Source organism: Yersinia sp. J1, from assembly GCF_050586585.1.
GTDB lineage: Bacteria > Pseudomonadota > Gammaproteobacteria > Enterobacterales > Enterobacteriaceae > Yersinia > Yersinia entomophaga.
In genome coordinates this window covers 363,086-385,682 of sequence record NZ_JBOBDP010000001.1, presented here as the reverse complement: position 1 = coordinate 385,682, position 22,597 = coordinate 363,086, and the positions used below count along the sequence as shown (strand labels likewise).

The window sequence follows — 22,597 nt, the reverse complement described above, 5'->3', positions numbered from 1 at the left end:
ATCCTGTTGCTAAAGCAAAGTGATCGAGGATAATAAAGCGTACCGCCGCTTTATGGAACCACTAACAGCCTATATCTCCGGCTTTTATTCCAGAAATAGCGCCAATTCCACAGCCTTGCGTCATCGCATGCTAGGATAGGCAATATCGTTATTGCCGCAGTGCTGAACCAAAGAGATTGCTTAACTGCTTATGTCCCAACAATACCGTTACTCATTACCTGAGCGCCGTGGCGATATACGCCAGTTAGGCCAATTAACCGGCGCTGCCTGCGCCATCGAATGCGCCGAAATTATTGAACGCCATCCGGGACCGGTGATGTTAATCGCGCCGGATATGCAAAATGCCCTGCGCCTGCGGGATGAAATTCAGCAATTTACTGCCCACAGCGTCACGACTTTATCCGACTGGGAAACGCTGCCTTACGACAGTTTCTCCCCCCATCAGGATATTATTTCCACCCGTTTATCTTGCCTGTATCAGTTACCGGCGATGAAACGCGGCGTGATCATTCTTCCTGTAAATACGCTGATGCAGCGGGTCTGTCCTCACGAATTCCTGCACGGTCACGCGCTGGTCATGAAAAAAGGCCAGCATTTATCTCGCGATAAACTGCGTTCCCAATTGGAGCAAGCTGGCTACCGCAGCGTAGATCAGGTGATGGAACACGGTGAATTTGCTACCCGAGGAGCGCTTTTGGATTTATATCCAATGGGCAGCGAAGAACCTTATCGCATTGATTTTTTTGATGATGAAATCGACAGCCTGCGGGTATTTGACGTTGACTCTCAACGCACCCTGTCGGAAGTGGAACACATCAATTTATTGCCTGCTCATGAGTTTCCTATTGATCAGGCCGCCATTGAGCTATTTCGCAGCCAGTGGCGCGAGCAGTTTGAAGTCCGACGCGACCCTGAACATATTTACCAGCAGGTGAGCAAAGGCATCTGGCCTGCGGGTATTGAGTACTGGCAACCGCTATTTTTCAGTCAGGCGTTACCCACCCTATTTAGCTACCTGCCGGACAACACCTTATTGGTGAATACCGGCGATCTGGAAGCCGCCGCCGAGCGTTTCTGGCAGGATGTCAATCAGCGTTATGAAAGCCGTCGCATTGACCCCATGCGGCCTTTGCTGGCACCGGAAACCCTGTGGCTGCGGACTGACGGTCTGTTTAGCGAGCTCAAAGACTGGCCACGCATTCAACTTAAAACTGACGTTCTGCCGAAAAAAGCCGCCAACACCAATCTGGATTATCAGGGGTTGCCTGACGTCGCGGTACAGGCACAGGCGAAAGCTCCGTTAGATAACCTGCGCCGCTTTATTGAAGGCTTCAGCGGCAGCGTAGTGTTCTCGGTAGAAAGTGAAGGCCGACGCGAAACCCTACAGGATTTACTGGGCCGGATTAAATTACGCCCGACGCTGATTTCCCGTTTGGATGAAGTGAAAAAAACCGGTCACTATTTGATGATCGGTGCGGCGGAACGCGGTTTTCTCGATCATATTCGTCAGCTAGCGCTGATTTGCGAAAGCGATTTGCTCGGTGAACGCGTAAGCCGTCGCCGCCAGGATAATCGCCGCACTATTAATACCGATACTCTGATTCGCAATCTGGCGGAACTGCGTCCCGGCCAGCCAGTGGTGCATCTGGAGCATGGCGTTGGCCGTTATCTTGGTCTGACAACGCTGGAAGCCGGTGGTATCAAAGCAGAATATCTGATTCTGACCTATGCCGGGGAAGACAAACTGTATGTGCCTGTATCCTCCCTGCACCTCATCAGCCGTTATTCTGGCGGTGCCGATGAAAACGCGCCGCTGCATAAACTGGGCGGTGACGCTTGGACCCGCGCCCGTCAGAAAGCTGCGGAGAAAGTTCGGGACGTAGCCGCCGAGCTGCTGGATATTTACGCCCAGCGTGCGGTGAAGTCCGGCTTTAAATTCAAACAGGATCGCGAACAATATCAGCTGTTCTGCCAAAGCTTCCCGTTTGAAACCACGCCAGATCAGGAACAGGCGATTAATGCGGTGCTGAGCGATATGTGCCAACCGTTGGCGATGGACCGTCTGGTGTGTGGTGACGTCGGCTTCGGTAAAACCGAAGTGGCAATGCGCGCGGCTTTCCTTGCGGTGAATAATAATAAGCAAGTGGCAGTATTAGTGCCGACCACCCTGCTGGCGCAGCAGCATTTTGATAATTTCCGCGACCGTTTTGCTACCTGGCCGGTCCGTATCGAAATGCTTTCTCGTTTCCGCAGCGCAAAAGAGCAGCAGGTGATTCTGGAGCAGGCGGCAGAAGGGAAAATCGATATTCTGATTGGCACCCATAAATTGCTGCAAAGTGATTTACACTGGAAAGATCTGGGCCTGCTGATTGTGGATGAAGAACACCGCTTTGGCGTGCGCCACAAAGAGCGAATCAAGGCCATGCGCGCCGATGTGGACATTCTGACGCTGACCGCTACGCCGATTCCCCGCACGCTGAATATGGCGATGAGCGGTATGCGTGACCTGTCGATTATTGCCACGCCGCCAGCGCGCCGTTTGGCGGTAAAAACCTTTGTGCGCGAATACGACAATCTGGTCGTCCGCGAGGCCATTCTGCGTGAAGTATTACGCGGTGGGCAGGTTTATTATCTGTACAACGACGTTGAAAATATTGAGAAAGCAGCCCAACGTTTGGCGGAACTGGTGCCAGAAGCCCGCATTGCTATCGGCCACGGTCAGATGCGTGAGCGGGATCTGGAACGGGTGATGAATGATTTCCATCATCAACGCTTTAACGTTTTGGTCTGCACCACAATTATTGAAACCGGTATTGATATTCCTAGCGCCAATACCATTATTATCGAGCGAGCCGACCACTTCGGTCTGGCGCAGTTGCATCAGCTACGAGGCCGCGTCGGTCGTTCTCACCACCAGGCCTACGCTTACCTGCTGACGCCAAATCCGAAAGCCATGACGACCGATGCCAAAAAACGGCTGGAAGCCATTGCTTCACTGGAAGATCTCGGCGCCGGTTTCGCTTTGGCGACTCACGATCTGGAAATTCGTGGCGCGGGGGAACTGTTGGGGGAAGATCAAAGCGGCCAGATGACGACCATTGGTTTCTCATTGTATATGGAACTATTGGAAAGCGCGGTCGATGCATTGAAAGAAGGGCGCGAACCGTCGCTGGAGGATCTCACCAGCAACCAGACCGAAATCGAAATGCGTATGCCGGTGCTGTTGCCCGACGATTTTATTCCTGATGTAAATATCAGGCTTTCATTCTATAAGCGTATCGCCAGCGCCCGCGATGACGTCGAGCTGGATGAACTGAAAGTCGAACTGATCGATCGTTTCGGTCTGTTGCCGGATGCGGCGCGATTCCTGCTGCAAACCGCTTCGTTACGTCAACATGCGCAAAAACTGGGCATTAAACGGATTGAAGGCAATGAACGCGGTGGTTTTATCGAGTTCGGCGAGAAAAACAAGGTCGATCCGGTGTATCTGATTGGTTTATTGCAGCGTCAGCCGCAGATATTCCGATTAGAAGGCCCAACCAAGCTGAAGTTTATGCAGGATTTAAGCGATCGGACCAAACGTTTGAAATTTGTTGAGGAACTACTGGCCTCTTTCGAACAGCACCGTATCGCTTAACCACGCGGTTATAAGGTGGCCTCGATGACTATTGATATAAAGAATTTATCTAGATAATTGATGTAGGGAATAGTGTTGGCGCGGGAAAGGCAGAAGGAAACCCGCGTCAATGCTAATGCCACTCGCTTAACGGTAGGGGCGGATAACCACCCTGACTGACTATTAAACGATCAGAACTAACACTACACCGCGGGCTCTTGTTACGAGGTCTTGGACCACAAATATTTCGTTATGCTCGATTACTCAGAATCAGTTGACCATTTTTATCGACAGGAATCTGCGTACCTGGATCACGATCCATACGAATTTTTCCCTGCTGATCGCCAATTTTGTAGGTGACATCATATCCCAGCATTTTCTGCGATTTGTCATACACCGTCTGGCAACGCTGCTGCGTGGTGGTGTAAGTGTCGCTTTCCTGCATATTGCTTTGCACCCGGTTACCGGCGTAACCCCCGGCTAACGCGCCTGCTACGGTGGCGATATCTTTACCGCGACCGCCACCCACTTGATGCCCCAATACCCCGCCTGCGACTGCGCCGAGTACCGATCCTGCAATTTGGTTTTCATCCTGCACCGGTTTACGGTGAGTTACCGTAACATTGCGGCATTCTTTACGTGGCGTTTTAACCGTTTCCTTTATTGGCGTAGCGGCTATCACCTGTGCGTACTGAGGACCGCTGGAAAAAACATCCATACTTGCCACGGCGGCAATTCCCAGAGCGGCAGCTATACCAATACCCACGCCTGCTAACATTGATTTGTTCACAGGAAATCCTCCTAAAATGTTACCACGCAATTTATGCCGTAGACTCCGTACCGCAGTACCTTCGCCTAACGGCGATAAATCTGACAGCGGCCTCGTAAGTTTGAACTTCGGGCGTCGGCGTGCGTGACTCGCCTCTGTTATCGGGAGTGAGTCTGCACAATGTCATTTAGGACAGCAATAAGATAAATACGCCAAATCAGCGGAAACCACAGGGAAAAGGCGGCTTTAGGACGAATCTTAGCAAGCTATTAAATGTAACGAAGGGTTTTATGCTAAAAGTTTGGCATTAGGTGCGCAATCCCAGCATGCGACTGGACAAACGGCCAATGTTGTTGCTGGCGAATTGGCGGCCTAAACAGCGTCATTGCGACTCTTGCCCGTTTATGCGCCAAATCTTAGGTTAACTTTCCCTGACGCACACCATCGGCTCGAATGATTTTTACATCGCGCGCTGGCCGCTAATGTTCAGTTTACCTGCGGCACTGACCTCACAATTTTTCAGCGATAAACACTGAACCGGTCTTCTTAGATTTTCGCCAGCTCCAGCCGCTGCACTTTGACAACTCCGGGTTGGTCTGCCGCGACAATATCCAACTGCACCGCCCGAACGCCCGACTTCTGACGTAATCCATTCAACCAATCCAAGAGAGAATTAAAGGGCAAGGGTTCCAGCCCTATCTGAACGACCCCTTCCCGCTCCTGAATACGCTTCAGCGTAATCTTGTGCTCGGCGGCGCTGGTGCTGACCCTTTGTGATAATGAGGTAACAGAAGCGTTCTTTGCCACTGATGGGGTTTGCTGTCGCCACGCGCTAATTTCCGGTGCAGCGGCGCGCATTTTGGCAATCAACGCTCGTTGCTGTTGCAATACCCCTTCTTGCAGCGCGATCTGTCGGGTTAGCGGCTGCCATATTCCCCAATAGTATCCCCCCAAAATCAGGCTACAGAGGGCGGCACCAATCAGCCATTTCTCCCGAATTGAGCGAGGCTGCCAGTGCTGCGTCAGAATGCCTTCCCCGATGGACATGCCCTTTGATACCATCCGTTGATACAAAGGCCGTAAATTAAGACGCATGATTTTGCTTCCTTTTCAAAGTCATTCCCCCTGTAACCCGCTCGTTATCCTTCAGCAGTGCATCTTGTTTGACGGAAAAAACAGTCGCCAGATCTTCCCGCAGCGCCTCAAAGGTCGCAAAATCGGCGGCTCTCAGCCTGAGATACAATTCCTGCCGCTGTTGATCAAATTTAATTCCCTGAACATCTATCTGTTTCAGTATTCCTTTAGACTCAAGCGTTTCTGCGACCAAGGGTAGAATCACCAGCAGTTCGTCCTCTGCGGTCCCACTTCCCAGCTCCCGCAGCGCGGCATTGAGCTGCGCCCGTAAATTGACGATGCGCCGCTGTTCGGGGAACAATTGGAGGAAACTCTCTTCGGCCGCCGTGCGGGTCTGCTGCGCGCGTTCCGTGATGCTCCACAATGACACCAGTCGTTCCGCCGTCATGACACCGACAAGCACTATTAACGACGTCATCGTCGGACGCCAACGCTCCCACTGTTTCTGATAGTTCACTCGCGGTTTCCAGCGGCCACAGAGCAAACCCGCACCGCTAGTCTGAGGCGCGGGCAGCGTTCCTGATACCGTGTTCTCAATACCGCACGAATCCAGCGCCGACGCCAGTGCCGCAGGCAACTCACCGTAGACGCAGAGCTGGCTCACTGAATCACGGTCACGTAACTGTGCCTTGAGTAAGTACGGAGCCAGGGACGATTCTGCGCTCCATCCTTGCCATTGATGGGTGCGAAGCAGACAGCGTTCACCACTAACCAGCAGATGGCCTTCCGGCAACGCCAGCCAATCCGGCAATAACGTTGTCGCCAATATTTCGCCCTGATGTAGCCACTGAGTAAGATAATGCATTTTCTGATGAGTAATCACCGCAACGGTGGCCTGCTTTTCATCTATTTCCAGTATGGAAAAATGTAAATCATCAATGTCTTCGCATAAGTCTTCCTCTAACAGTGCGGGGATGATTTTCTCTGCATGTTTTTTGGAGACTTTAGGCAATTCAACTTTACGAACACCAGCCCATTCTCCGGGGAAAAACACCCGAATCGCATCGAATTTCGGCCATTGCGTCAACATATCCTGCGCCGCCCATGGGGAAATCCATTCCCCTTTAGTTTCTGGTACGAAAGGCGTTTCCGAGTCACGTCGCCATATGATCGGCTGCGCTTCGCCAAGGGGGAAAAAAAGATTCAGAGATTCACTCACTCCACTTCTCCTGTCTGATGCCACAGCACATCAAATTTTTGTGCGCCATTGCGCACGATCAAAGACTGCACGGTCAAGCTCACGTCGTTAACCTCAATACAGGAACGCAGCCAAAAGTAGCGGCTATTCACGCTCAATATCGGCTTTACCTGCGCTTTCACTTTGGCATCCACATCGGCTAATGGCGCGACGCTCAACAACTGCTCTATGCTTTCCCATCCTTTTTCCGGCCGCTGCTGCAACAGCATCTGCGCCTGAGTGGCACTAAGCCGGGGGTAAATAATGCCTCCAGAATGACACTGTGAGCGACATTTAGGGTATTAACATTAATGCTTTGTCTTGTCATGGGTAGTGTACATACCTGAGGATTAAGCCTTTGATAAACATCCGCATCTATTCCCTGAATAGCACTTAGTTCGCTGATATTCACCCGCGCTTAGGCGCAAAGAAAGGAATCGGGCAAACCAGAGACTCCCAGTCCTCTCTGCCAGACGGGTTTGCAGCGAGGCATCACTGTCGACAAACGCCTACAGACTTTCCGCAATATCCCAGCCGCACCAACACCACGATCATCGCGATGCCGCGTTTGGGTGCCGAATTCATGATTGATTTTCTGAAAACATTTGCGAGCCTTTCAACAACCAGACTCGTTCGATTTTGCGAATGACGGCGTGCGCAATGTCATGTGTATCGCCAGCGGAATAGCCTGCGGTGTCTGCCAGCTTTCCAGCCAAACCTTACTGTCATAGAATCTTAGGCTCATTTCACTGGCTGCTATAAGTTTCAGCATCGACGGTTTCACACCGCCGGGCGTATCAACCACCGGCCACGTTAATCGCTCAAGATAGCCCTGATAAAGGCGATAGTATGATCGCCGCCAAATATATTAAAAAACATTAATTGATGACGACCTAACCGCAAGGTTATTTTATTTACAACCATAAAAAGTCTATATATCAATGGAGGCATTCGAACTGATAACACCGGACATTATTTTTTTGCAATTTATTATTTATACCAGAACATATTTCTGCACTACGGACTATTATCCTTAAGCCTCACCTGGTGAAAAACTTAATATCCTGATGCGATAAAATTAGCTCTAAATACGCTGCTTGCATTTCAAACATAACAATATCAATTCGATACGCTAAATCTCTCTGATAAGAATCTGAATCACTGTTCGCAAAATCGGGTCAACCTCCGAAAACAAAAAACCGCCGCCACACTGTGACGACGGTTCTCTGTGCTACTACGAGTTTTAACTTCCCAGAACTCAATTTCCGGGTATCCGATTCGCTAAGCGAATACTGAACTTCAGGCTATTAATGCAGTTTTAACCGAGGGCGAATCACCCGGTTAATCCCGCCTACCAACATCATCAGGCCGGTTTTGGTGTAGCCATGTAACGCTACCTGATGCATACGATACAGGGAGATATATACCACTCGCGCCACACGCCCTTCCACCATCATTGAACCGCGCATCAAGTTACCCATCAGGCTGCCAACGGTGCTGAATTTAGACAGGGAAACCAATGAGCCGTGGTCTTTATACACGTAAGGTTTCAGACTTTGACCATTCAGCAACGCCAGAATGTTGCTGTAGCAACGGCTGGCCATCTGGTGAGCCGACTGCGCGCGCGGAGGCACAAAACCACCGTTAGGCTGCGGGCAAGAGGCACAGTCGCCGATAGCGAAAATGTTGGGATCGCGAGTGGTTTGCAACGTTGGTTCAACCACTAACTGATTGATACGGTTGGTTTCCAGCCCGGCGATATCTTTCATAAAGTCAGGCGCTTTGATACCCGCCGCCCACACCATGAGGTCAGCGTTGATCAATTCGCCGTCTTTGGTATTCAGACCTTGACTGTCTGCACTAGTCACCATGGTTTTGGTCAATACACGCACGCCCAGCTTGGTCAGTTCCTGATGAGCCGCAGCGGAAATACGCGGTGGCAGCGCAGGAAGAATGCGCTCACCAGCTTCCACCAGCGTCACGTTCAGCGCCTGATTGTCCAAACCTTCGAAACCATAGCTGTGCAGCTGTTTAACTGCGTTATGCAGCTCGGCAGACAGCTCAACGCCGGTTGCACCGCCGCCAACGATAGCAATGTTAACCTTGCCTTTTTCACCCGGCTGAGCGGAATACTTCAGGAACAGATTCAGCATTTCGTTGTGGAAACGATGAGCCTGATGCGGGTTATCCAGGAAAATACAGTTTTCCTTCACGCCCGGCGTACCGAAATCATTGGATGTACTGCCCAACGCCATCACCAGAATGTCATAAGACAATTCACGCTCGGTCACCAGCACGTCGCCCTGCTCATCGCAGATTTTGGCCAGGCTGACGGTTTTGGTTTCCCGATTAATATTGGTTAATGAACCCAGTTGGAAATTGAAATGGTGATTACGAGCATGAGCCAGGTAGCTCAGCGCATCAACCCCGTCATCTAGAGAGCCAGTTGCCACTTCGTGCAACAATGGTTTCCACAAATGACTGTGGTTGCGATCGACCAGAACAATCTCCGCTTTTTTACTGCGACCCAGTTTATGGCCCAGGCTGGTCGCCAGTTCCAGTCCGCCGGCACCACCACCAATAATAACGATTTTTTTCTTTGGCGTTGTCAAAATGACCCCCTAAATGTGAACCAATTGTTAGCTAAGGGTAAATGAATAATATCCTTAGATAACATAGGGTTCGCTTGAGTAAATTCAATTATCTGACCGCAGAATATCATGCAGGGTTATTTGGTCATACCAAAATTGATATATATCAATTTATTTTGCTGAAAGACGCGGCGGGAGGATTTTTTCTAGAAGAATATTCAAATAGTTAGCGACAGGTCACAGTTTAATAATTTCAGACTTTTTTACCAAAAATCACCGTTTACCGATGGCTTTGGGAAAGAAAAAGCCCGAAGTTACCGTCAAAAAACGATCGCTTCGGGGCTCGAGTATGAGAAAAAAATGTTAATCGAGAGTTTTAAATGCCTTGATCCGCTGTAGGTGAACGGAAAGATCTTTAAACTTGTGCCCCTGCTTTTCATCCCAGACAATTTCGTAATAAGGATGCAATTCTGCCGCCGTGCGCTGACTGTCCAATGCCTCATCGTGACGGGAAAGCACCGCTAAGCAACGATCGCGGTTTTTCTCACGAAAATCCTGAACGCACTTGGTCGCGATATCCAGATACTCTTCCGGGCGGTCGATTTTACCGCTCATATTTTCCTGTGGGAACAGATTCGGGTTAAAAGCCACCTGCCGAATTCCACATAGAAAACCGATGCGTTCTGCCCAAAACCCGCCTAAACCGACGCCACAAATCAGAGGATGACTGTCACCGCCCTGCTGAATGGCTTTGTCCACTTCCTTCAATAAATGCTGCATATCGTGCCGGGGATGTAAGGTGCTGTAGCTGATAAAACGCACATCCGGATCGATGAACTGCAGTTGCAGAACCTTTTCGTGATTGCCGGGACTGGTTGAATCAAAACCGTGTAAATAGACGATCATCTTTATCCTCGCTACGACAGGGTAAATCGCACCGGACACACCCCGGTACGTGCTAGTTCCCTAACCCTTGTTTATGGGTGTCCCACCGCTCGCTGAGCGCCGTTAACGCTTTATTGGCCTGCTGCCAGCGTGGAGAGCCAAGTAGCTCTTCGCGACCGAACTGCCCACGATGATATAACCGACTCAGCTTGTCTGCTTTGACCGGAGACAGGTTATCCAGCACGCTGACGGCCCCCTGACGATTATTGCACACCAGAATCATGTCACACCCAGCATCCAGAGAGGCCTGCCCGCGTTCCGCATAGCTGCCCATGATCGCCGCGCCTTCCATCGAGAGGTCGTCAGAGAAAATAATGCCCTCAAAACCGAGCTCCTGACGCAATACCTGCTGAAGCCAATAAGCCGAGCCACTGGCCGGACGCGGATCGGCATCGGTGTAGATCACATGAGCAGGCATAATGGCATCCAGCAGGTTACGCTGAATCAGCTCACGGAATATAACCATATCATGTGCGCGGATTTCTGCCAGTGGGCGCGTATCTCTCGGCGTCTCTTTATGGGAATCAGCGGTCACCGCACCGTGGCCGGGGAAGTGTTTTCCGGTGGTTTTCATGCCTGCGCTATGCATTCCTAAAATAAAGCGTTCGGCCATTTCCAGCGCCTTTTGCGGCTCACTGTGGAATGAACGCTCGCCGATAGCGGCGCTAACGTGGCCAATATCCAATACCGGCGCAAAGCTGATATCAATATCCATGGCAATCATTTCCGAGGCCATCAGCCAACCGGCTTCTTGCGCTAAACGCCCGGCGGTTTCCTTATCGTTGAGAGCCGCAAAGGACTGCGCCGCAGGCAAACGTGTAAAACCTTCTCGAAAGCGTTGCACCCGCCCACCTTCCTGATCGACCGCCACAACCAGCCGCTCGCGGGAAGCCGCGCGAATCTGTCGCACCAGCTCACGCAACTGTTCGGCATCGTGGAAGTTACGGCTAAACAAAATCAGCCCACCCACCAGCGGATGCTGCAAGATTTCGCGTTCTTCGGCATCCAGCTCGTAGCTGGCAACATCTAACATGACAGGACCCACAACTACCTCACGTCATTGAATAAAATATGTTGTTATCCGGCGGATGAATCCAGACCCGATAAATTAAATCGTCGGCGCAGCGGCGCTGCCCACTGCAAAAAACCTATCTCGCCGGTTTGTTTCCAGCGCACTTCAAACCACATCAGCATCAGATAATCGATCCACGGAGACCAGCGTGCTATTTGCCGCGTCAAAGCGGCGATATCCTGATAGGCTCCCGGCTGCTGACCATATTGGCGTAAAAACGCCTGCTGCCGCGCGTTGTCCCAACCGTTAAACCGAAACATCGCGGCCAACTCCAACGCCACGTCACCGTCTGCCGCATATTCCCAGTCTATTAATCTCAGACCAGAATTTGTCTCGATAATATTTCCAGGGTGAATATCCATATGCAAAGGAACCAGATTCAGCGGACGCGGCGGTTTTTGCGCCATAAAGCGTTTATGCAGTCGCAACCAGTCCGCACTGCGGCGGGACGGATCCATTCTTTCGCTATAACCGAGTAATTGTCGATGGATATTCAACGGATAGCCGGTACGGGGAGCCTGATGCAGCCGCGCCACCAATTCCGCCAACGTGCCTCGATCGGCCAGTTGCAGGAACTGCTGGGGTTCGACCACCACGCCATCCAGCCATTCCACCACCAGCCAGTGTTGATTGGCAATCATCACTCGCGGAGATAACGCACGCGCCGACATCTGCTGCAAGATACGCTGCTCACGCTGACGATTAACGCCTAATTCTCTTTTGGCGACCGAGTGTTCCCGCGCCAGCCATTGGAAGTTTTGCCCGGTTATCCGCCAGCTTTCACCAGTTAGGCCGGATACCGGGCTGAAATGGCAACCGGCGGTATTCACCGCCGGTATCCGAGTTTCAATCAAGGCACGCAGACTCGCTTCAACGCTGTACGTTACCATGACCTGACCAGATAATTTCGCCCGTTTGTACCAACATCAGTTGCATATCGATCTCTGGCGCTTTCACGTCGCCGCTCACGTCGCTATACAGCACATATTGAGCGCTAACGTAACGTGCCAGACCAATGGCTTTGCTGCGAGAACCGAGGCTATCCTCCTCCGACAGACCTAAAGTCTGTTTCGCTGCGGTTAACTGCGCAGCCGGAATCAGGGCAAATTTCTTGTTGGATGCCAATACCTGATGCAGCGCGGCGGTAGCTTTACCGATCTGTAAGGCACCGTTGGTATTATTTTTAACGCTGTCCAGCAACAAAACGCTGCCTGCGGCAACATCGTTGGCGTTAACCATTTGCGCCACCAATGGTTCTACGCTAGCCGCCCAGTCAATAGGCTGGGGAGCTTTAGGCGGTTGAGGAACTTTATCGGCCGGTGGCGGTGTTTCAATCGGTGGCACCGGGGTAATAGGTTCAATGGTCGCAGGCTGCTCGGTCGGCTCTGGTGGCCGGGAAGGACAACCGGTCAGCACCAGCGCGGCCAACGCCACAAATAAATACCTTTTCATTATCCCACTCCAACAACACAATTATAAAAACAGATAGAGGCGCACGCTGCGCGCATCCAGATTCGGGGTGATTGACTGAATATCGACTGATGAGTTTGGCCCTATCGTGACCTTTCGGGGCGTTTCAAACGGCAGCAAATCCAGCCCCTGAGCGTCATACCAGTAGAAACGATAATTCACCGTGACGGCTTTGGTGCTGCTGCTCATTAAAGTTGATGTTGCAATACTCCGCCCCGAAAGCGTCGAGATTGCCGGCTTCTCTGCCAGAATTCCGGCGGTAAGAACCGGCGAATCCATCACAACCGCCTGCCGTTGGTTAACGGCGATACCCTGCGGCGCGCTACAGCCCAGTAAAGTGATAACAGGAATCAGAAACATTCCCGGCAGTAAAAACGCCTTGAAACGGCGCATAGGCATACCTCGATTTAGCGATGACCGGAAAAGTCGCGATGCACAGAGCCATCACTTTACCGAATAATTATAAATTGCTTAATTATTTTCGACTTAGCAGTGGCCCCAGTGGCTGACCGCCGACCAGGTGCATATGGATATGATAAACCTCCTGACCACCGTGACGATTACAGTTGATAATCAAGCGGTAACCGTCTTCGGAGATACCTTCCTGTTCTGCAATTTTTGCAGCAACGGTAATCATACGCCCCAGCGCCGCTTCATGTTCGACGGTGACATCATTAACCGTAGGGATCAGTATATTAGGAATAATAAGAATATGGGTGGGAGCCTGTGGCGCAATATCGCGAAACGCCGTAACCAGTTCATCCTGATAAACCACATCGGCCGGAATTTCACGGCGGATAATTTTACTGAAAATTGTTTCTTCGGCCATAACATATTTCCTTCGTAGGGGAAAAATCAGTGCATGCAGTATGAGCGACAATTTCTATCTGTTTCAACCTCATTAAGCAATTTCCGGCGCAAGTGCCGCAGAATCGCCCAGTTTTCTCAGTGAATTATCCTCCCCTTGGCGAGAGTCGGAAAATACCGCCCGCTGACCACAAGAAACATCAGCCAGAATCACACGTTGAAATCAAAGGTAAAGCCCATAAAAAAAGGAGGCCTAAGCCTCCTTTTTGCACTCCCCGACCTGAATTAGTGGTTACGAATGTATTCGTCCATATCCGTTTTCAGGTTATCAGATTTGGTGCCGAAGATAGCCTGAACGCCGGAACCGGCCACGACTACGCCCGCTGCACCCAGTTTCTTCAGACCAGCCTGGTCAACCTTGGATACATCCGCCACGCTCACGCGCAGACGAGTGATACAGGCGTCCAGATTGGTGATGTTCTCTTTGCCACCGAAGGCTTGAACCAGCGCAGCTGACATCTCAGTGCCGCCTTTAGTGTTTTGCTCGGTAGAGTTATCTTCGCGACCCGGCGTTTTCAGATCCAGTTTGGCAATCAGCACGCGGAAGATGGTGTAGTACACCAGACCGTAGCAGATACCTACCAGAGGGAACAGCCAGATGCGGCTACTGTTACCACTCAACACCACAAAGTCGATCAGACCGTGTGAGAAGCTGGTGCCGTCACGCATACCCAACAGAATACAGATTGGGAAAGCCAGACCCGCCAGAATAGCGTGGATAACGTACAGAATCGGCGCAACGAACATGAAGGAGAACTCGATCGGCTCGGTAATACCGGTCAGGAACGAGGTCAATGCCGCAGAAATCATGATACCGCCGACTTTAGCGCGGTTTTCCGGCTTGGCTGAGTGCCAAATCGCAATTGCCGCTGCTGGCAGGCCGTACATTTTAAACAGGAAGCCACCGGACAGTTTACCCGCAGTCGGGTCACCGGCCATATAACGTGGGATATCACCGTGGAATACCTGGCCGGCTGCGTTGGTGTATTCACCAATTTGCATTTGGAAAGGAACGTTCCAGATGTGATGCAGACCGAAAGGTACCAGCGAACGCTCAACTACGCCGTAGATGCCGAAGGCCACTACAGAGTTTTGGTAAGCTGCCCATTGGGAGAAAGTCTGAATCGCCGTACCGATTGGTGGCCAGATGAAGGACAGCGCTACGCCCAAGAAGATCGCCGTGAAGCCGGAGATAATCGGAACGAAACGTTTACCCGCGAAGAAGCCCAGATACTCAGGCAACTTAATACGATAGAAGCGGTTAAACATATAGGCTGCAATCGCACCTGCAATGATCCCGCCCAGCACGCCGGTATCGGCCAAATGCTTGGCTGCAATCTCTTCAGGAGGCAGATGCAGTACCAGCGGAGCCACAACCGCCATGGTTTTCACCATGATGCCGTAGGCTACAACCGCCGCCAATGCGGAAACACCGTCGTTATTGGTAAAACCTAAAGCTACACCAATAGCGAAGATCAACGGCATATTGGCGAAGACTGAACCGCCCGCTTCTGCCATAACATGAGAGACTACCGAAGGTAGCCAGCTAAAATTCGCGGAACCGACACCCAGCAGAATACCTGCAATAGGGAGTACGGATACCGGAAGCATTAGCGATTTACCTACTTTTTGCAGGTTTGCAAATGCGTTCTTAAACATAGTTGAGAGTGCTCCTGAGTAAATAGTGCTTTCTTACTGCTTCTCGCTTTTTATTGGCGTTACAAAGGGGGGAGTAAAGCCTTTGCGAATCGGGGTGTCTACAGCACCCCTTTAATTATTACGAAGAGTAAAATAAATAGCCTGCGTAATGTTTGATGACAGTCACGTTTCTTTGAAGAAGATGCCTTATCCAGTATAAAAAGGCTATTTTTTGTAAAGAAACGTCAGTGAAACCTTTCCACCCACAATAAAACGGGTGGAAACATTACTCGCTTAGGGAATTAATTACGAGCTTAAAAATAATTATCGTCGTAGGCTCTATTTGAGTGTGGCAGATTGTGCCAAATCATCCAGGTGGAACAGTCGACAGAAATTAGCCGTGGTGGCCTCGGCCAGCGTTTCCAGACTAATGCCCTTCAGCACTGCCATGTATTCCGCCACATCACGCACATAGGCTGGCTGGTTTTCTTTGCCCCGATGAGGAACCGGTGCCAGATAAGGTGAATCTGTTTCAACCAGAATACGATCCAGCGGCACATAACGAGCCACTTCGCGTAATTGCTCAGCATTACGGAAGGTGACTATGCCGGAGAAGGAAATATAAAAACCCAGGTCCAACAAGGTTTCTGCCGTCGCGATATCTTCAGTAAAGCAATGCAGCACCCCACCGCACTCCTGCGCCTGCTCTTCTTTCAGAATGGCCAGAGTATCTACGCGAGCATCTCGGGTATGCACAATAACCGGTTTATTCAGATCCCGGCCAATACGAATGTGTTCACGGAAAGACGCCTGCTGCAACGGAATATTGTCCTGCTGGTAGAAATAATCCAGCCCGGTTTCTCCCATCGCGATGACATTATCCGCTGCGGCCAACGCGCGCAGTTCGGCAAAATCATAGCCATCTTCCAGATTTAACGGATGCACGCCGCAGGAAAACGCCACTTCCGGACGTTCTCCGATCATTGCCGTCATGGCACGAAAACCCGGCAAGGTGGTAGCCACCGCCAACATATAACCGACGTCACGCGCTTTGGCTTTAGCCACCACGTCATCGACGCTGGTGTGCAGCGCCTGATAATCCAAACTGTCCAGATGGCAATGGGAATCAACTAACAACATAATAAGTAAACTCTTTTACAACGAATGAGAAAATGTACGATCGGCGCCAGACAGTCTGTTTTCCCAATTGAGCAACTGCTCAGTGAGTAACAGCTCTCGGTTCACGCCGACGACTGAAGATAATTGATGGCGACAGTGCAGCCATTGATTGGCCGATTTTAGCAACACGGCGATAGAAGCTGACTCAGCCAATTGTTGCACCAACGGGCGCTGATCCTGATTGACGATAAAATTCCCTGCTCCCTGCTGCCATTTCAACGCATCCAGCAATAAAGAAGACAGCCAATACACACGATCAGCAACGTTATCCTGATTCAACTGCGGCAACAGTGACAACAAATCCTGACGGGCTAACGCCTCTACCAGCGCCTGACACAGCGCCGTTCGTTGCGCCCACTGCGCCGGTTGCAACAGTTGCTCTGCCGCAATAGGTGCGCCTTCGCTCAGCTGCAACGCCGCGAGCATGGCGACCGGCTCAGCGCTGATTTGCCGCCCCAGCCACTGCATGCTCAAGGCGGTTTCCGGGCAAGCCAGATGCCAGTAAAAACAGCGGCTACGCAGCGTTGGTAACAGGCGGGAAGGCTCAAAGCATCCCAGCAGGAAATACGTGTTTTCCGGCGGTTCTTCCAACGTTTTCAGTAAGGCGTTGGCCGCCGCATCGGTCAGGGATTCAGCCTGAGGCAGCCAGACCACTTTCGCTCCACCCTGCTGAGCATGGGAATAAAGGGTATCAATCAGGTTCCGAACCAGTTCAACGCCAATGCTGCTTTTGCCTTTTTCCGGCGACAGGACGTGCCAGTCCGGATGATTGCCAGCCAGCATCAGGCGGCAACTGTGACATTCGCCACAGCTTTTCTCTCCCTGACGTTTCTGGCACATCAGCCAGCGGCTCAATCCGTAAATCAGCGCATCGGCACCGTTGCCCGGCAGCGCATGGATCAGCAGGGCGTGATGGCCACGGCCGGCGATATGTTGCCCGACCAGTTGGCGGTAAGGTGCGTTTAACCACGGATACCAATTCATTACGCGCTTTCCCGCGCGTTTAACCACTGAGTCAGCGTTCGACGAATATCCGCGCTGACATTCTCCAGTGTCTGAGAAGCATCAATAGTTTGAATGGTTGAATCTGCTGCCGCCTGCGCCAGATATCGCTCCCGGGTGCGCTCGAAGAACGCCAAAGATTCTTGTTCAATACGATCTAACGCCCCGCGCTGGCGAGCGCGCTGCAATCCAATCGCCGGCGATAAATCCAGATACAGCGTTAAATCCGGGCGAAAATCGCCTAAAACCGTATCGCGCAGCGATGTCATCAGTTGGCTATCAATACCGCGACCGCCGCCCTGATAAGCCTGCGAAGAAAGATCGTGACGATCCCCTACCACCCAGGCACCGCGTGCCAACGCCGGTTTAATCACGTTTTCCACTAATTGCACCCGCGCGGCGTACAGCATCAGCACTTCGGCCTTATCTGTTAGCACTTCGCCATCAATACCTTGTTTAATCAGGTCGCGTAATTTTTCGGCCAACGGCGTACCGCCCGGCTCGCGGGTAAACACGATATCGTTAATACCCTGCTCGCGCAGTGTGGCAACCACGGTATCTCTGGCGGTGGTTTTACCCGCACCTTCCAGACCTTCGATAACGATAAATTTACTGTCCATTTTTATCCTTTAACGCCTGACGATAAACGCGTACTGCCTGGTTATGACTGGCTAAATTGGTGGTAAAGGTATGTCCGCCCTTACCATCAGCTACAAAGTAGAGATATGGCGTTTTAGCCGGATGTGCTGCGGCCTGTAACGATGCCAGCCCCGGCATGGCAATCGGCGTCGGCGGCATTCCCGCGATCACGTAGGTATTATACGGCGTTGGGGTGTCTAAATCCTTACGCGTGATATTTCCGGCATATTTATCACCCATACCGTAAATCACCGTAGGATCGGTTTGCAGCCGCATGCCGATACGCAGGCGATTGATAAATACCGAAGCCACTTTGGTTCGTTCATCGTTGATCGCGGTTTCTTTCTCAATGATAGAAGCCATAGTGACCAAATCATTCGGCGTTTTATATGGCAACGAGCTATCCCGCCCTTCCCACACTTGGGCAACGGCTTTTTCCATTTCTTTATGCGCCCGTTTCAGCAAAGCCAGATCCGTGGTACCTGCGGTATAAGAATAGGTGTCGGGATACAGCCAGCCTTCCGGATGTTCGGTATCTTTCAGGCCGATCAGTTTAGCAATTTCAGCGTTACTCTTACCCGCCAGCTCATGTTTGACGTAATCCGCCTGCTGCAAGGTTTCCATCCAGTCACTCAAACGAGAGCCTTCAATAAAGCGGATACTGAACTGGGCTTCTTTACCACTGGCCAGCAGTTTCAACATCTGACGTATCGTCATACCCGGCGTAAAACGATAGGTTCCGGCTTTGAAATTGGCGAGTTCCGGTTCGATCCGCAGTAACCACGGAAACAGAGTCGTATCCACAACGATATGATCTTGCAGTAATAAAGTTTCAAGCCCTACTCGGCCAGTACCCGCAGGCAGGGTAAAAATGGTGTCTTGCTTGATTTCCAGCGCGGAACCGGCGAAATTTTGCACTTTCTGATAGCCAAAAAACAGCAAACCCAAGCAGATCCCCACTAGGATGGTTAGTATTCTGAGGTTTTTTCTTTTCATCTATCGGCCATCTTTAAAATTTGGAATTGATATTAGCGATTAAATCGATATTAACAATGTGGTCGCATGAATTCATACAGCTCTCGCGAGCTATAAGTCCATTCATGCGCTTGATTAACCGAAACCAGCGGCATTAACGCGTTGCAGATCAGCACCTCATCTGCGTCTCTTAGCGTCTCTAAGGGTTCGGATACGCAGTGTAACGCGTATCTGGAAGCAAACAGTCGCGCCATAATACGACGACGCATGATACCCGCCACCCCAGAATGACTGAGATCCGGCGTAAATACTGCCTCGCCTTTGCGCCAGAATAAATTAGCCGCACAGCATTCCACCAGCTGGCCTGCAGTGTCAAGCACCAGAGCCTCGTCCGCCGTTGTCTGCTCAAGATGCGCGCGAATCAGTACCTGCTCCAAACGGTTAAGATGCTTAACCCCCGCCAGCAGCGGATTACGCGCCAACGCTACCGGACTTAACGCCAGCGTGATGCCCTCCTCGCGCCATAATGAATAATGTGCCGGATAACCACTAATCGATAATACGCGCGTCGGCTGTTCGCAGGCCTCACCGCTGTAACCCCGCCCACCGCTGCCCCGGGTCAAAATCACTTTCAGTACGCCCTGCTGAGCCTGCCACGCCAGTTCGGTCATTTCATGCTGTAATAGCGCCCAGTCAATAGTTGGCAGCAGTAAACGCTCCGCGCCTTGCTGCAAGCGTTGTATATGCATAGGCAGCCAGCAAACTTCACCATTAAGCACTCGCGCCGTAGTAAAACAGCCGTCCCCGAACTGCAAGCCTCTGTCGGTTGCAGAGAGCTGGTTTTGCGCCATACCGTTTATCAACATCATATCCAACTCTCTTTTATTTATTCGGTGGTTTATCTAGTGAGCAAACATATTAATAAGCTCTCATTGAGTTTACATCCCAAAGTTTTCTCAACCGGATATTCCACTACTTTCGGATTTATCTTTTTCTGTTCACTTACATTGGCAAACAATAGCTATAAAAAAACCCGGATAACCGGGTTTTTATCATCTGTGTTACTAATCGGTCGCTGTTACACTTTACGGAAAACTAATGAACCGTTAGTGCCGCCGAAGCCGAACGAGTTACACAGGGTGTATTCCATGCCTGAAACCTGACGCGCGGTGTGCGGAACGAAATCCAAATCACAGCCTTCATCCGGGTTATCCAAGTTAATGGTCGGTGGAATAGCTTGATCGCGCAGTGCCAGAACGGTAAAGATAGATTCTACCGCGCCAGCAGCACCTAACAGGTGACCGGTCATGGATTTGGTTGAGCTAACCATGACTTTCTCTGCATCAGCGCCAAACACCGATTTAACCGCCTGCGTTTCCGCTTTATCACCCGCTGGCGTGGAAGTGCCGTGCGCGTTGATATAGCCGATTTGCGAAGTAGTGACACCCGCGTCACGTAACGCATTCACCATAGCCAAAGCTGCGCCCGAACCGTTTTCCGGCGGCGAGGTCATATGGTAGGCATCGCTGCTCATACCAAAACCGACAACTTCTGCATAGATCTTAGCGCCACGCTTCTTCGCGTGTTCATATTCTTCCAGTACCATCATGCCGGCACCATCGCCCAATACAAAACCGTCGCGATCTTTATCCCATGGGCGGCTAGCCGCTTGTGGATCGTCGTTACGGGTTGACAAGGCTCGCGCAGCACCGAAACCGCCAACGCCCAATGGCGTACTGGCTTTTTCTGCGCCACCGGCGACCATCACGTCAGCATCATTATAAGCAATGATACGGGCGGCATGGCCGATATTGTGCACACCAGAGGTACAGGCAGTCGCGATAGAAATACTCGGTCCACGTAAACCAAACTTAATGGTCAGGTGGCCTGCGATCATATTCACGATAGTTGAAGGCACGAAGAACGGACTGATTTTCCGTGGCCCACCGTTAACCAGCGCGGTGTGGTTTTCTTCGATCAGGCCTAAGCCACCAATACCAGAACCGATAGCGGCACCGATACGGTCAGCGTTAGCGTCAGTCACTTCAAGACCGGAGTCTTGCATCGCCTGAATACCTGCCGCAATACCGTACTGAATGAAGGCATCCATTTTTCGTGCATCTTTGCGCGAAATGAATTCTTCACAGTCAAAATTTCTTACTAAGCCAGCAAACCGGGTTGCATAGGCGCTAGTATCGAAATGGTCGATCAGGCTGATGCCACTCTGCCCAGCAAGAACAGCATTCCATGTGGATTCTACTGTATTACCGACAGGAGACAGCATGCCCAGTCCAGTCACAACAACTCGACGCTTAGACACGTTTGTCCTCCAAGGAGGGAAAATAACACTTTGGGACAAAAACTTAGGCGGTCGAGTGACCGCCTAGATATGTTCGCTTACTGCTGACTAGCGTTGATAAAATCAATAGCTGCCTGAACAGTAGTGATTTTTTCTGCTTCTTCGTCTGGAATCTCGGTATCAAACTCTTCTTCCAGAGCCATTACCAGCTCAACGGTGTCAAGAGAATCAGCGCCAAGATCTTCTACGAAAGAAGCGTCGTTCAGTACTTCTTCCTGTTTAACACCAAGTTGTTCAACGATGATTTTCTTAACGCGTTCTTCGATAGTGCTCATACTCTTAAATTTCCTATCAAAACTCGCTTTCGCGATGGTTTTCGTAGTTTATAAAATGTTGAAAAAGATGCAACTAAATCTCGGCTGGTCGAACCACAATTTTGCATTATTTTGCGGTTTTCACCTCAAATAATGCAAAAAGTTCTGCCAGTGCTTAAACCATGTACATGCCGCCATTGACATGTAATGTTTCACCAGAGATGTAGCTGGCCTCGTCAGAGGCTAAAAATGCAACAGCGCTGGCGATTTCTTTAGCTTCCCCAAGCCGGTTAGCTGGTACTTGGGTTAAAATGCCTGCGCGTTGATCATCTGTCAACGCCCTAGTCATGTCCGTCTCAATAAAGCCAGGTGCCACGACGTTGACAGTAATGCCACGTGAAGCAACCTCACGCGCCAAAGACTTGCTAAAACCAATAACGCCAGCTTTAGCGGCCGCGTAGTTAACCTGCCCTGCATTGCCCATGGTCCCAACAACAGAACCAATTGTGATGATACGGCCAAACCGCTTTTTCATCATAGCTCGCATTACCGCTTTTGACAGACGGAACACGGAAGTCAGATTTGTATCCAGGATATCCTGCCACTCATCGTCTTTCATACGCATCAGCAGGTTATCACGCGTGATACCGGCATTATTCACTAAAATGTCGACTTCGCCAAATTCAGCACGAATAGTTGCCAGTACCTTGTCGATCGACGTGGGATCCACGACGTTCAACATTAAACCTTTACCCTTGTCACCCAAATAGGCGCTGATAGCTTCAGCCCCCTTCTCACTGGTCGCAGTACCAATTACAACGGCACCACGTTCGACCAATAATTCTGCAATAGCGCGGCCAATGCCACGGCTTGCGCCAGTTACCAGCGCAATTTTTCCTTCAAAGCTCAT

The 22,597-nt window shown here is 50.9% G+C and carries 21 protein-coding genes and 1 pseudogene; 1 reads left to right on the top strand and 21 read right to left on the bottom strand.

The annotated features are described in order from the left end of the window. The first annotated feature begins 190 nt into the window (after nucleotides 1-190). Nucleotides 191-3,637, top strand: a complete 3,447-nt coding sequence (gene mfd, locus ACQ4OC_RS01700) for a transcription-repair coupling factor (protein WP_064513083.1) — start codon at nucleotides 191-193, stop codon at nucleotides 3,635-3,637. A 229-nt stretch (nucleotides 3,638-3,866) separates the two neighbouring features. Here the strand turns inward: mfd and ACQ4OC_RS01695 are convergent, their stop codons facing one another. From ACQ4OC_RS01695 to fabG, 21 genes and pseudogenes are all read right to left on the bottom strand, one after another. Then, nucleotides 3,867-4,406, bottom strand: a complete 540-nt coding sequence (locus ACQ4OC_RS01695) for a glycine zipper 2TM domain-containing protein (RefSeq protein ID WP_064513081.1) — start codon at nucleotides 4,404-4,406, stop codon at nucleotides 3,867-3,869. A gap of 525 nt (nucleotides 4,407-4,931) precedes the next feature. Then, nucleotides 4,932-5,480, bottom strand: a complete 549-nt coding sequence (gene gspM, locus ACQ4OC_RS01690; RefSeq protein WP_064513079.1) for a type II secretion system protein GspM — start codon at nucleotides 5,478-5,480, stop codon at nucleotides 4,932-4,934. After that, on the bottom strand, nucleotides 5,470-6,678 hold the full coding sequence (gspL, locus tag ACQ4OC_RS01685; RefSeq protein WP_064513077.1) for a type II secretion system protein GspL: 1,209 nt from the start codon (nucleotides 6,676-6,678) through the stop codon (nucleotides 5,470-5,472). Before gspL ends, gspM begins: the two co-directional genes overlap by 11 nt. Further along, nucleotides 6,675-7,202, bottom strand: a pseudogene (locus tag ACQ4OC_RS01680) (general secretion pathway protein GspK); the annotation flags it as partial. The pseudogene ACQ4OC_RS01680 and the gene gspL, both read right to left, overlap by 4 nt. Before the next feature lie 110 nt (nucleotides 7,203-7,312). Further along, complete coding sequence (locus tag ACQ4OC_RS01675; RefSeq protein ID WP_120806150.1) at nucleotides 7,313-7,561, bottom strand: type II secretion system protein GspJ; 249 nt, start codon at nucleotides 7,559-7,561, stop codon at nucleotides 7,313-7,315. A gap of 442 nt (nucleotides 7,562-8,003) precedes the next feature. Next, entirely contained in the window at nucleotides 8,004-9,308 is a 1,305-nt protein-coding gene (locus tag ACQ4OC_RS01670) for an NAD(P)/FAD-dependent oxidoreductase (RefSeq protein ID WP_064513074.1), read from the bottom strand. Nucleotides 9,309-9,650: 342 nt separating this feature from the next. Then, nucleotides 9,651-10,193 carry an alpha/beta hydrolase YcfP gene (gene ycfP / locus ACQ4OC_RS01665; RefSeq protein ID WP_064513072.1) on the bottom strand — a complete coding sequence of 181 codons (543 nt, stop codon included), beginning with the start codon at nucleotides 10,191-10,193 and terminating at the stop codon, nucleotides 9,651-9,653. 52 nt (nucleotides 10,194-10,245) lie between these two features. Further along, entirely contained in the window at nucleotides 10,246-11,265 is a 1,020-nt protein-coding gene (nagZ, locus tag ACQ4OC_RS01660; RefSeq protein WP_162975182.1) for a beta-N-acetylhexosaminidase, read from the bottom strand. A gap of 44 nt (nucleotides 11,266-11,309) precedes the next feature. After that, nucleotides 11,310-12,194 (bottom strand): thiamine kinase, encoded by an 885-nt coding sequence (gene thiK, locus ACQ4OC_RS01655; RefSeq protein ID WP_064513070.1) that lies wholly within the window; start codon nucleotides 12,192-12,194, stop codon nucleotides 11,310-11,312. Continuing rightward, on the bottom strand, nucleotides 12,175-12,756 hold the full coding sequence (lpoB, locus tag ACQ4OC_RS01650) for a penicillin-binding protein activator LpoB (protein WP_064513068.1): 582 nt from the start codon (nucleotides 12,754-12,756) through the stop codon (nucleotides 12,175-12,177). Before lpoB ends, thiK begins: the two co-directional genes overlap by 20 nt. 21 nt (nucleotides 12,757-12,777) lie before the next feature. Then, entirely contained in the window at nucleotides 12,778-13,167 is a 390-nt protein-coding gene (locus tag ACQ4OC_RS01645) for a YcfL family protein (RefSeq protein ID WP_064513066.1), read from the bottom strand. An 82-nt stretch (nucleotides 13,168-13,249) separates the two neighbouring features. Then, on the bottom strand, nucleotides 13,250-13,603 hold the full coding sequence (hinT, locus tag ACQ4OC_RS01640) for a purine nucleoside phosphoramidase (RefSeq protein ID WP_064513064.1): 354 nt from the start codon (nucleotides 13,601-13,603) through the stop codon (nucleotides 13,250-13,252). Between the two features lie 263 nt (nucleotides 13,604-13,866). Beyond that, nucleotides 13,867-15,300, bottom strand: a complete 1,434-nt coding sequence (ptsG, locus tag ACQ4OC_RS01635) for a PTS glucose transporter subunit IIBC (RefSeq protein ID WP_064513062.1) — start codon at nucleotides 15,298-15,300, stop codon at nucleotides 13,867-13,869. A 318-nt stretch (nucleotides 15,301-15,618) separates the two neighbouring features. Beyond that, the gene (locus tag ACQ4OC_RS01630) at nucleotides 15,619-16,419 is read right to left on the bottom strand and encodes a metal-dependent hydrolase (protein WP_064513060.1); all 801 of its coding nucleotides are present in this window, start codon (nucleotides 16,417-16,419) and stop codon (nucleotides 15,619-15,621) included. Between the two features lie 15 nt (nucleotides 16,420-16,434). Further along, nucleotides 16,435-17,442 (bottom strand): DNA polymerase III subunit delta', encoded by a 1,008-nt coding sequence (gene holB / locus ACQ4OC_RS01625; protein ID WP_064513058.1) that lies wholly within the window; start codon nucleotides 17,440-17,442, stop codon nucleotides 16,435-16,437. Continuing rightward, nucleotides 17,442-18,080 (bottom strand): dTMP kinase, encoded by a 639-nt coding sequence (gene tmk, locus ACQ4OC_RS01620; protein WP_430970874.1) that lies wholly within the window; start codon nucleotides 18,078-18,080, stop codon nucleotides 17,442-17,444. Before tmk ends, holB begins: the two co-directional genes overlap by 1 nt. Then, the gene (gene mltG, locus ACQ4OC_RS01615) at nucleotides 18,070-19,095 is read right to left on the bottom strand and encodes an endolytic transglycosylase MltG (RefSeq protein ID WP_430970873.1); all 1,026 of its coding nucleotides are present in this window, start codon (nucleotides 19,093-19,095) and stop codon (nucleotides 18,070-18,072) included. Before mltG ends, tmk begins: the two co-directional genes overlap by 11 nt. Before the next feature lie 50 nt (nucleotides 19,096-19,145). Continuing rightward, nucleotides 19,146-19,943, bottom strand: a complete 798-nt coding sequence (gene pabC / locus ACQ4OC_RS01610) for an aminodeoxychorismate lyase (RefSeq protein ID WP_064513051.1) — start codon at nucleotides 19,941-19,943, stop codon at nucleotides 19,146-19,148. A gap of 209 nt (nucleotides 19,944-20,152) precedes the next feature. After that, the gene (fabF, locus tag ACQ4OC_RS01605; RefSeq protein WP_071889724.1) at nucleotides 20,153-21,394 is read right to left on the bottom strand and encodes a beta-ketoacyl-ACP synthase II; all 1,242 of its coding nucleotides are present in this window, start codon (nucleotides 21,392-21,394) and stop codon (nucleotides 20,153-20,155) included. 77 nt (nucleotides 21,395-21,471) lie between these two features. Continuing rightward, complete coding sequence (gene acpP, locus ACQ4OC_RS01600) at nucleotides 21,472-21,708, bottom strand: acyl carrier protein (RefSeq protein ID WP_064513047.1); 237 nt, start codon at nucleotides 21,706-21,708, stop codon at nucleotides 21,472-21,474. A 154-nt stretch (nucleotides 21,709-21,862) separates the two neighbouring features. Further along, a complete protein-coding gene (gene fabG, locus ACQ4OC_RS01595) occupies nucleotides 21,863-22,597 on the bottom strand; it encodes a 3-oxoacyl-ACP reductase FabG (protein ID WP_064513045.1) in 735 nt (244 codons plus the stop codon).